At 68.1% G+C, this 9,261-nt stretch carries 9 protein-coding genes; 5 read left to right on the top strand and 4 right to left on the bottom strand.

The window, feature by feature from the left end; genetic code table 11:
- Positions 1–15: 15 nt before the first annotated feature.
- Positions 16–1,182 carry a serine hydrolase domain-containing protein gene (locus tag ABDV68_RS16230; protein ID WP_343521146.1) on the top strand — a complete coding sequence of 389 codons (1,167 nt, stop codon included), beginning with the start codon at positions 16–18 and terminating at the stop codon, positions 1,180–1,182.
- 3 nt (positions 1,183–1,185) lie between these two features.
- On the opposite strand, the gene ABDV68_RS16225 is transcribed toward ABDV68_RS16230, so the two are convergent.
- Positions 1,186–3,468 carry a hypothetical protein gene (locus tag ABDV68_RS16225; protein ID WP_343521145.1) on the bottom strand — a complete coding sequence of 761 codons (2,283 nt, stop codon included), beginning with the start codon at positions 3,466–3,468 and terminating at the stop codon, positions 1,186–1,188.
- 99 nt (positions 3,469–3,567) lie between these two features.
- Between ABDV68_RS16225 and ABDV68_RS16220 the strand changes: the two genes are divergently transcribed.
- Positions 3,568–3,861 (top strand): Hpt domain-containing protein, encoded by a 294-nt coding sequence (locus tag ABDV68_RS16220; RefSeq protein WP_343521144.1) that lies wholly within the window; start codon positions 3,568–3,570, stop codon positions 3,859–3,861.
- A gap of 163 nt (positions 3,862–4,024) precedes the next feature.
- Here ABDV68_RS16220 and ABDV68_RS16215 read toward each other — a convergent pair whose 3' ends face one another.
- The 3 genes from ABDV68_RS16215 to ABDV68_RS16205 form a co-directional block, all read right to left on the bottom strand.
- Complete coding sequence (locus tag ABDV68_RS16215; protein WP_343521143.1) at positions 4,025–4,492, bottom strand: nuclear transport factor 2 family protein; 468 nt, start codon at positions 4,490–4,492, stop codon at positions 4,025–4,027.
- Positions 4,493–4,502: 10 nt separating this feature from the next.
- Entirely contained in the window at positions 4,503–5,681 is a 1,179-nt protein-coding gene (locus tag ABDV68_RS16210; RefSeq protein ID WP_343521142.1) for a VWA domain-containing protein, read from the bottom strand.
- A gap of 84 nt (positions 5,682–5,765) precedes the next feature.
- A complete protein-coding gene (locus tag ABDV68_RS16205; protein ID WP_343521141.1) occupies positions 5,766–6,341 on the bottom strand; it encodes a CHAP domain-containing protein in 576 nt (191 codons plus the stop codon).
- A gap of 145 nt (positions 6,342–6,486) precedes the next feature.
- On the opposite strand from ABDV68_RS16205, the gene guaA reads away from it, so the two are divergent.
- From guaA to ABDV68_RS16190, 3 genes are all read left to right on the top strand, one after another.
- Positions 6,487–8,043, top strand: coding sequence for a glutamine-hydrolyzing GMP synthase (gene guaA / locus ABDV68_RS16200; protein WP_343521139.1), 1,557 nt, complete (start codon positions 6,487–6,489; stop codon positions 8,041–8,043).
- A gap of 77 nt (positions 8,044–8,120) precedes the next feature.
- Positions 8,121–8,492, top strand: a complete 372-nt coding sequence (locus tag ABDV68_RS16195; RefSeq protein ID WP_343521138.1) for an NIPSNAP family protein — start codon at positions 8,121–8,123, stop codon at positions 8,490–8,492.
- A gap of 25 nt (positions 8,493–8,517) precedes the next feature.
- Positions 8,518–9,177 carry a hypothetical protein gene (locus ABDV68_RS16190; protein ID WP_343521136.1) on the top strand — a complete coding sequence of 220 codons (660 nt, stop codon included), beginning with the start codon at positions 8,518–8,520 and terminating at the stop codon, positions 9,175–9,177.
- Positions 9,178–9,261: the final 84 nt, after the last annotated feature.

Raw genomic sequence — 9,261 nt, 5'->3', positions numbered from 1 at the left:
TGAAGGGAGAGGGACATGCGGACGGCCTGGATCGCGCTTTCGGCGGTGGCGCTATGGGGCTGCGCGCCCAGAGCAGAGATGCCCGCACCGGCTCCCGCGCCCGCCGCGCAGGACGAGGCCCGGCTGTGCCAGGTCGGCGCCGCGGTGCTGTTCTGGTCGCAGGAGGAGCGGCTCAGGAACTTCCCCGCGATGGAGAAGATCTTCCCCGGCAACACGGTCAGGGCGGGCGGCAAGGTACGGCCGCTCCCCGACGGCGCGCCGCTGCCGCTTGCCGAGGCGGAGGTCGATGCCTTCATGAAGGCGCAGAGCGTCGCCGGGCTGATCGTGCTGCAGGACGGCAAGGTGCGGCTCGAGCGCTATGCGCTGGGTTATTCGCGCGAGGGACGGTGGACGAGCTTCTCGGTCGCCAAGTCGGTGACCTCGACGCTGGTCGGTGCGGCGATCAGGGACGGCTATATCAAGTCGCTCGACGAGCCGGTGACCAAGTACATCCCGGACCTTGCCGGTGCCGGCTATGACGGCGTCACGATCAAGCAGCTGCTGACGATGACTTCGGGCGTCAAGTGGAACGAGGACTATACCGACCCCAACAGCGACGTCGCGCGGATGTTCGCCGAGGCGGTGCCGGCGGGGCAGGACCCGACCGTCGCCTATATGCGCAAGCTGCCGCGGGTCGAGCAGCCGGGCGCCAAGTTCGTCTACAAGACCGGCGAGACCAATTTGATCGGCGTGCTCGTGCGGCGCGCGACAGGCAGGAAGCTGGCCGACTATCTCAGCGAGAAGGTGTGGCGGCGCTACGGCATGGAGCGCGATGCGTTCTGGATGACCGACCAAAGCGGCGCGGAGGTGAGCGGCTGCTGTCTCTCGGTCTCGCTGCGCGACTATGCGCGGATCGGACAGCTGACGCTCGACGGCGGCAAGGGGATCGTGCCCGAGGGCTGGTTCGCCGACGCCACCAGGACTCACGCGACCTTCCCCGGCGGCGGCTATGGCTATCAGTGGTGGACGCTGCCCGGCGGCTTCTATGCCGCGCAGGGCATTTTCGGGCAGGTCATCCTGGTCGACCCGGCGACCAGGCTGGTGATGGTCGCCAGCAGCGCCTGGCCCAAGGCGACCGATACCGACATGCGCAATGCGCGGCTCGCCTTCGCGCTCAAGGTGCTCGACGCGGCGAAGAAATAGCGATCAGGTGCGCAGCCGCTCGATCGCCTGGGCGAGCGCGACGTAGAGCTTGCCCATGTCGGAGGAGAGCAGGGTCACGCCGAGCGGCGAGCCGTCGCGCAGCGCGAGCACCTGGCGCAGCATCGCCTCGAAATCGTGGATGTAGCGGTTGACCTGCTCGCGGAAGCCGGGATCGGCGTCGTAGAGCGCGGCGATCTCGCGCGCCTCGCCGGTGTCGAGCAAGCGCACCGCGCGGCGCGTGAACACGCCGCGATCGCCCTTGAGATAGGCCGCCCAAGCGCTATCCGAGACTTCGTGCGCGAACGCCTTGGTGATGTCGATCGCGGCGGAGTTGAGCGCTTCGACCAGCAGCGAGACGCGGCGGGCGAAATTGTCGCGGTCCGCCTCCTCGTGCTCGGCGCGGGCTTCCTCGATGCGGCGCTCGACCGCAGCGGAGGCTTCGCCGATGCTGATCATCTGCTGAGTCAGCCGCTCCGAGGCGCGGCCCGCGGTGGTGACCGCCGTCTCGGCGACCTGGCTCAGCTCGACGAGCTGCTGGCGCACGCCCGCATCGATCGCGCGGCGCATCGCGGTGCTGCCGGCTTCCTCCAGCCGGCGCTCGGCCTCGGGGACGAGGCCGGCGAGCGTGGCGCGTGCCTGGTCGGAGGCGGCGCTGGCGGTCTCGCGGATGCGGAGCAGGGCGTCGACCAGCTGCGGCGCGGCCTCGTCGGCGAAGCGGCGGGCATTGGCGATGGCGCGGTCGACGATCTCCTCGAGCTGGTCGGTCTTGGCGTGACCGGATTCGAGGCTCTCGAGGAGCGACGCCTGAGTCTTGGCGAGCGTGTCGCGCTGCTTGGCGACGACGTCGGCGATCGCCTCGATCGCGTCGTGCGTGCTCTCGGCGGCGGTGACGAGCGCGAGCAGCTCGGGCTTGGCGCCGGCGATGACCCGGCGGGTCGCGCCGATCCGCTCGTCGAGCCGGGCGAGCGCCTCGGGCATCGTCTCGTCGATCTCGCGTGCCGATGAATCGAGCGCGACGAGCAGCTCCTCGGCGGTAGTGATGACGCGGCGCGCGGTGTCGTCGCCGATCTTGAGCGTCTCGGTCATCGCCGCGGTCGAGCTGTCGAGGGCGCTGACCGAGGCGGACAGCGCCTGGGTCCGCTCCATTCCCGCGTTGTGCAGCGCGGCCATCGCGCCGTCGGCCTGGGCGATACCGCCGGTGACCGAGGCGAGCAGGATGTCGATGCGGGTCTGCTCCTCGCCAAGCTTCTCGGCGATGCGGCCGATCGTCTCCTCGACCTGGGCGATGCGCGCGCCGACCGCCTCGATGCTCTCGCGGCCCGCGGCGTCGAGCGACGCCTGGTTGGCGGCGAGCATCGCCAGCATCGCCTCGCCCTGCGCGGCGATGCCCTTGCGCGCCTCGTCCACCGCGGCGGCGGCGCGGTCGAGCATCGCATCGACCGTCTCCGACATTTGCGCCGCCACGCCTTCGAGGCGAGCGCCGGCGGTCTCGCTGGTCGCCTCCATCTTGGCGATGTGCGCGGCGAGGCGCTGGGCGGCACCGCCGGCGACATTGTCGGCCTCGCGGCCGCGCTCGGCGAGCGCGGTGAGCTGAGCGTCGAGCGCCGCAGCGTGCTCGCCGGCCTTGAGACCGGCGGCGTCGAGGGTGGCGGCCATGCCGGTCATCCCCTCATGCGCCTTGGGCAGCGAGGCGAGGACGATCGCGACGCTCTTCTCGGCGGTCGCGGCGCTTTCCATTAGCGTCTTGGCGCTGGCATCGATCGAGCGCGCCTCGGCGGCCATGCCGTTGGAGACGGCCTGGAGCCGCTCGGCGGCGCCGTCGCCCATTGCCATCAGCGCGGTGGTCTGCGCGGCGAGCGCGGCGCGGTTCGCCTCGATCTTGCGGGCCAGCGTGGCGACGACACTCTCGAGGCTCGCGGCCTCGGCGCGCATCGCACGTGCGGTGTCGGCGAAGCGGCGCGCCTCGCTGCGGCTCGAACGGCGCGACAGCAGCCACAGGATGCCGATGAGGATCGGCGGCACGCACAGCGCGGCGATCAGCTGGAGCAGCTGGGCCGGGGGCAGCGGCGCGGCGAAGGTCGGCTGGAGCAGCCAGCCCATCACTCCGAACCAGGCCAGGGTAAGGCCGGCGGCGAGGAGGGGGACGAGCAACTCGCCCGGCGCCCGGTACGGCTCCTCGAGCTCGAGATCCTCGCCCGGATCATATTCCGGATGCGCGGCGCTCGCGGGCACCGCTTCCTCGACGAGCATGAGCTCGTCGCGCTCGTTCGCAGCAATACCCGCCACGTTGCTTCCCCCGTTCATTGTCCCAGTCTAGCACGGTTTCGCGACAATGGGATAGCGCTGGGAAACCAGTCGTTAAGCACGGCTTATTAGACACACGGCATGGCGTATGATCCCGGTGCAATCGATGCGACCTTGGCGGCGGCGGTGGGCGATGAGCCCGGGCTGATCGCCGAGTTGCGCGAAGCCTTTCTCGACAGCGCGAAACGGTCGCTGAAGCTGCTCGCGACCGCCGACGATCCGGAGAGCTGGCGTGGCGCGGCACTGCGGCTCAAGGGGCTGGCGGCGAGCTTCGGCGCGGTGCGGCTGATGGCGCTGGCCCAGGAAGCGGCCGACGCGCAAGCCGGCGATTCCGGGATATTGCGCAAGCTGCAACGCTCGGTGGAGCGGCTGTAACGTCGCGATAGCGGCCGCGGAAAAGTCCCAAAAGGCACGGCGCCACGCGTGCGCGAGGTGGGTTCGTGGGGTTGTCAGGCGAAAGCGTCGGGCGGCGCGGATCGACGGTCTCAAAGAGCGGCGTCCAGCCAGCAGTCGAAATCCAACATTGCAGGCCGGCGGCTCAGCCCGCGATGCGTGTCACCTGGATGTGCACCGCGCGCCACTCGCCGCCGACGCGGCGGAAAGTGTCGGTGAAGCGGAAGCTGCTCGAGAAGCGCTTGCCGCTCGATGTGCCGCTGAGCTCGGCATAGGCGCTGATCAGGAAGGCGTCCGGACCCAGCGGCACGATCTCCCGGTCGCTGAGCTTCACCGGATCGTAGCGATCGCCGGGCGTGGTCCAGCCGTCGATGAACGCCTTCTTGTCCGCTCGCTGCCCGCTGGCCTGAATGAAGACGAGCCCGTCATCGACCATGCGCTCCAACGTGGCGCGGTCCTGCGCCAGCTGGGCCCGATCGAAGGCATCGGCGACGGCGTAGAGGTGAGCGTGCCGCGGACCGATGACGACGGTTTCTGCCGTGGCGTTCTTGGAAAGGCCCGGCAGCGCGAGGCAGAGCAAGGCAATCGGGGCGAGAGCGGCGCACACGGTCATGCTTCTCTCCTCATGCCTTCCGGCTCAGCTCGCGCATCGCCTCGTCGAGCCCCGCCAGCGTCAGTGGGTACATGCGGTCGTTCATCAGCTCGCGCAGGATGCGGACCGACTGCGAATAGCCCCATTGCTCCTCGGGGATCGGGTTGAGCCAGATGCTCGCGGGATAGGTGTTGTTGACGCGCTGCATCCACACCGCGCCCGCTTCCTCGTTATAGTGCTCGACCGAGCCGCCAGGATGGCTGATCTCGTACGGGCTCATCGACGCGTCGCCGACGAAGATCACCTTATAGTCGTGGCCGAACTTGTGGAGCACGTCCCATGTCGGCGTGCGCTCGGTGAAGCGGCGGCGATTGTCCTTCCACACGCCTTCGTAGAGGCAATTGTGGAAGTAGAAGAATTCGAGGTTCTTGAACTCCGACGTCGCGGCGCTGAATAGCTCCTCGCAGAGCTTGACCCACGGATCCATCGAGCCGCCGACATCGAGGAACAGCAGCAGCTTGACCGCATTGTGGCGTTCGGGGCGCATGCGGATGTCGAGCCAGCCCTGGCGCGCGGTGCCGTCGATCGTCTCGTCGATGTCGAGCTCGTCGGCGGCGCCCTCGCGCGCGAAACGGCGCAGGCGGCGCAGCGCGACCTTGATGTTGCGGGTGCCGAGCTCGCGGGTGGAGTCGAGATTCCTGAACGCGCGGCCCTCCCACACTTTCAACGCGCGTTTGTGCTGGCTCTCGCCTCCGATGCGGACGCCCTCGGGATTGTAGCCGGAGTTGCCGTAGGGCGAGGTACCGCCGGTGCCGATCCACTTGTTGCCGCCCTGATGCCGGCCCTGCTGCTCCTCGAGCCGCTGCTTGAGCGTCTCCATGATCTCTTCCCACGAACCGAGCGACTCGATCGCCGCCATCTCCTCGGGAGTCAGGTATTTCTCGGCGATCGCTTTCAGCCAGGCCTCGGGGATCCCGGCGGTAGCGTTGCCGAACGTCGTCGAGATGCCGCGAAAGACCTTGGCGAAGACCTGATCGAAGCGGTCGAGCAGGCCCTCGTCCTTCACGAAAGTGGCGCGGGCGAGATAGTAGAAGGCCTCGGGCGTCCGTTCGATCACGTCGCGGTCGAGCGCTTCGAGCAGGATGAGGTGCTCCTTCATGCTGGCGGGGATGCCCGCGGCGCGGAGCTCGTCGACGAAGGAGAAGAACATCGGGGGAGTGTGGCGGAGGTGAACGAGTGCGTCCAGCCACTCGTCAGCCCGGGCGACAATGAGTGGATGTGCTTAGCGCAAGGACTAGCGCGCGTAGGCGTCGATCAGCGAGCCGACATAGTCGGGATTGCGGCCGGTGAGCTCGGTCGTGACCTTCGCCCTGGCGACCTTCGCGCCACTCGCCGGCCGGCCGTAGATGAAGCCATGGACGGGGTAGGTGGTCGAGCCGAGCCCGCGCGTGTCGCGGTACCAGACCTTGACCTGGCTCCAGTCGCCCGCAGGCGAGACGTCGAACAGGGTAACGTCCTGCTCGACCTTGCCGCGCTTGCCGTCGAAGCGCGACCAGTTGGCGTGGGTGACCATCACCACGCGCGGCTCGATGATGCGGCTGACCACCGAGACATGGCCGAGGGGCAGAGGACGCGACTTGGCGAAGGCGACCACCGCGCCGACCTCGGGAACATCGCCGCGCTGATACTTGCCCGCGGCTTGGCCCCACCAGGTCCAGGCGTCGCCCCAGATCTGGATGCCCGAGGCCTGGCGCGCGAACGGCACGCACTCGCCGACATAATCGAGGATCGACGCCGATGCCGGAGCCGCGAGGAGGAGCGCGCCGAGCAGCGGAAGCGCGATCCGGCGGGGGGTCCGGTTCGTCGTCATGTCGCTGTACCTAAGCGATTGCGCGCTTCGGAACGGTTTGCGGGTGCGGTTAAGCGCGCGGTCACCATGGCGGCGCGAGGAATCCGCGAGCGCGCAATTGGTTCCCCGGCTTTACACGCTCGGCCCGCCTGCCTATCGGCTCGCCATGACACAGCCGGGCGAATCCATCCTCATCGTCGATTTCGGCAGCCAGGTGACCCAGCTCATCGCGCGCCGCGTGCGCGAAGCGGGCGTCTATAGCGAAATCGCTCCCTTCAGTTCCGCCGCCGAGGCGTTCGAGCGGATGAAGCCGGGCGGGGTGATCCTGTCGGGCTCGCCGGCGTCGGTGCTCGAGGAGGGCTCGCCGCGGGCGCCGCAGGCGATCTTCGATTCGGGGCTGCCGATCCTCGGCATCTGCTACGGCCAGCAGGTGATGATGCACCAGCTCGGCGGCACGGTGACGCTGGGCGACAGCGGTGAGTTCGGCCGCGCCTTCATCGAGATCGAGGACAGCTGCGTGCTATTCGACGGCCTGTGGGCCGAGGGCGAGACGCATCAGGTGTGGATGAGCCATGGCGACAAGGTGACCGAGCTGGCGCCGGGCTTCCGCTCGGTCGCGACCAGCCCAGGATCGCCGTTCGCGGTCGTGGCGGACGATGCGCGGCGCTATTACGCCACTCAGTTCCACATGGAGGTTGTGCATACACCCGACGGGGCGAAGCTGCTCGCCAACTTCGTGCGGCATGTGTGCGGGCTCAAGGGCGACTGGACCATGGCTGAGTTCCGCCAGGCCAAGATCGCGGAGATCCGCAAACAAGTCGGCACGGGGCGGGTGATCTGCGGGCTTTCGGGCGGCGTGGACTCGGCCGTTGCGGCGGTGCTGATCCATGAGGCGATCGGCGAGCAGCTGACCTGCGTGTTCGTCGACCACGGGCTGATGCGGGCGGGGGAGGCGGATCAGGTCGTCTCGCTGTTCCGCGGGCACTACAACATCCCGCTGGTGCACGTGAACGCGGAGACGTTGTTCCTCAACGGCCTTGCCGGCGTCACCGATCCGGAGGCCAAGCGCAAGTTCATCGGCAAGACCTTCATCGATGTGTTCGAGGAAGAGGCGCGCAAGATCGGCGGCGCCGAGTTCCTCGCGCAGGGCACGCTCTATCCCGACGTGATCGAGAGCGTCAGCTTCACCGGCGGGCCGTCGGTGACGATCAAGAGCCACCATAATGTCGGCGGCCTGCCCGAGCGCATGAACATGAAGCTGGTCGAGCCGCTGCGCGAGCTGTTCAAGGACGAAGTCCGCGCGCTCGGCCGCGAGCTGGGGCTGCCGGACGTGTTCGTCGGGCGGCATCCGTTCCCGGGTCCGGGTCTCGCCATCCGTATTCCGGGCGAGGTGAGCAAGGAGCGCTGCGACGTCCTGCGCAAGGCCGACGCGATCTATCTCGAGGAGATCCGCAACGCCGGCCTGTACGACGCGATCTGGCAGGCGTTCGCTGTGCTGCTGCCGGTCAAGACCGTCGGCGTGATGGGCGACTTCCGCACCTATGACAGCGTCTGCGGGCTGCGCGCGGTGACCAGCACCGACGGCATGACCGCCGACATCTACCCCTTCGACGCGAGCTTTCTGGCGCGCGTGGCGACGCGGATCGTCAACGAGGTGAAGGGCGTGAACCGCGTGGTCTACGACTATACGTCGAAGCCGCCCGGGACGATCGAGTGGGAGTAAGCATATCAGCGGCGGCGGTGCCGCAGTCCGTCGTCGCTCCTGGTTGACTGTCCGACAGCTCCGACGGAGATCATGGCATGACGGGTGTGATCGAAATCCGCAGCTACGAACTCAAGGCGAATGCTCAGGCGGCATTCGAGGCGTTGTTCCTTGAAGAGGTCACGCCTTTGCTTGCAGCATGGGGTCACCAGATCGTGTTTGCCGGTCGTTCGCTGCATGGCGACGATAGCTTCGTCCTGATCCGGGCGTATGACAGTGAAGATCACCGCCGCACGAGCCAGGACAGCTTCTACGCCAGCGACGATTGGCGCAGCGGCCCGCCCGAGGCGCTGCTTTCCATGATCGATCGTTTCACCTCGGGCGTCCTCCCGATCACCGACGGCACGTTGGCTCTCTGGCAGGGAGAGCTTTCGGAGGCGAGCTCCTCTCAAACGATCGCGCGGGAGTAAGGCATTGGCGCGGAGGGGTGACGCGATGGGCAAAACCTCCGGCACCGCCAAGGGCTTGCGCCAGTTCGTGGACCTCGATCAGCAACGCGGCTGGCTCGAGGGGGAGGCGGTTCTGCATGACGCCGAGGACCGCGCGGAGTCGCTCGAGCACCGCTTCAAATATGCCGAGCGCTTTCAGAAGCTGCTGCGCCGCCCGCAGGCCGACGCGGTGCTGGAGGTGCTCGGACGTTATGGCGCAAGCTGCATCCCCGTGCCGCGCATGACGGAGCGCTATTACTGGTCGGTGTCCTGCCTGCCCTCGACGTCGGACAAGCCGCTGGTCCGCGTCAACGCGAGCTGGATGGAACTGTTCACGCTCTATGCCGACGGCGAGGACATCCGGGCGCGCTTCATCCTTCATCTCTCGGACTTCACCGCCGCGGGTGCGCTCGACCCTGAGCAGCTGGACCAGGACTCGATCGAGCGCTGCGTGGCGGCGCCTGAGGACGCCGGCTGGTTCTTTCCGCGCGGGAAGGACATTTTCGGCGTCAAGGTGCGCGGAGCTGCCTCGATCCGCGCGTTCCTGGAGTCCAGCCACGGGTCGCGCGCGATTCGGCGGTTCAACCTCACGCATATGAACCGCGGGCGGAACGCCTATCAGGCGAGCCACAGCTACAGCGTGGCGGACCATATGCTGGGTGATTGAAAGCGGGCCGGCGCCGGGCGGGGCCCTGCTTGACGAACCGCCGCCGCGCTGCCACGGGTCACGCGTTTTGGGTGCGACCGGCAA

Source organism: Sphingomonas sp., from assembly GCF_039595165.1.
Taxonomy (GTDB): Bacteria; Pseudomonadota; Alphaproteobacteria; order Sphingomonadales; family Sphingomonadaceae; genus Sphingomonas.
Note: the sequence above shows the minus strand (reverse complement) of the source record. Positions and strands in the feature narration are given on the sequence as shown.

What these genes read in the sequence shown, in the direction of transcription:
- ABDV68_RS16230 (WP_343521146.1), top strand. Translation starts at nt 16, where the DNA reads ATGCGGACGGCCTGGATCGCGCTTTCGGCGGTGGCGCTATGGGGCTGC.
- ABDV68_RS16190 (WP_343521136.1), top strand. Translation starts at nt 8,518, where the DNA reads ATGGGCAAAACCTCCGGCACCGCCAAGGGCTTGCGCCAGTTCGTGGAC.
- ABDV68_RS16220 (WP_343521144.1), top strand. Translation starts at nt 3,568, where the DNA reads ATGGCGTATGATCCCGGTGCAATCGATGCGACCTTGGCGGCGGCGGTG.
- ABDV68_RS16195 (WP_343521138.1), top strand. Translation starts at nt 8,121, where the DNA reads ATGACGGGTGTGATCGAAATCCGCAGCTACGAACTCAAGGCGAATGCT.
- ABDV68_RS16205 (WP_343521141.1), bottom strand. Translation starts at nt 6,341, where the DNA reads ATGACGACGAACCGGACCCCCCGCCGGATCGCGCTTCCGCTGCTCGGC.
- guaA (WP_343521139.1), top strand. Translation starts at nt 6,487, where the DNA reads ATGACACAGCCGGGCGAATCCATCCTCATCGTCGATTTCGGCAGCCAG.
- ABDV68_RS16215 (WP_343521143.1), bottom strand. Translation starts at nt 4,492, where the DNA reads ATGACCGTGTGCGCCGCTCTCGCCCCGATTGCCTTGCTCTGCCTCGCG.
- ABDV68_RS16210 (WP_343521142.1), bottom strand. Translation starts at nt 5,681, where the DNA reads ATGTTCTTCTCCTTCGTCGACGAGCTCCGCGCCGCGGGCATCCCCGCC.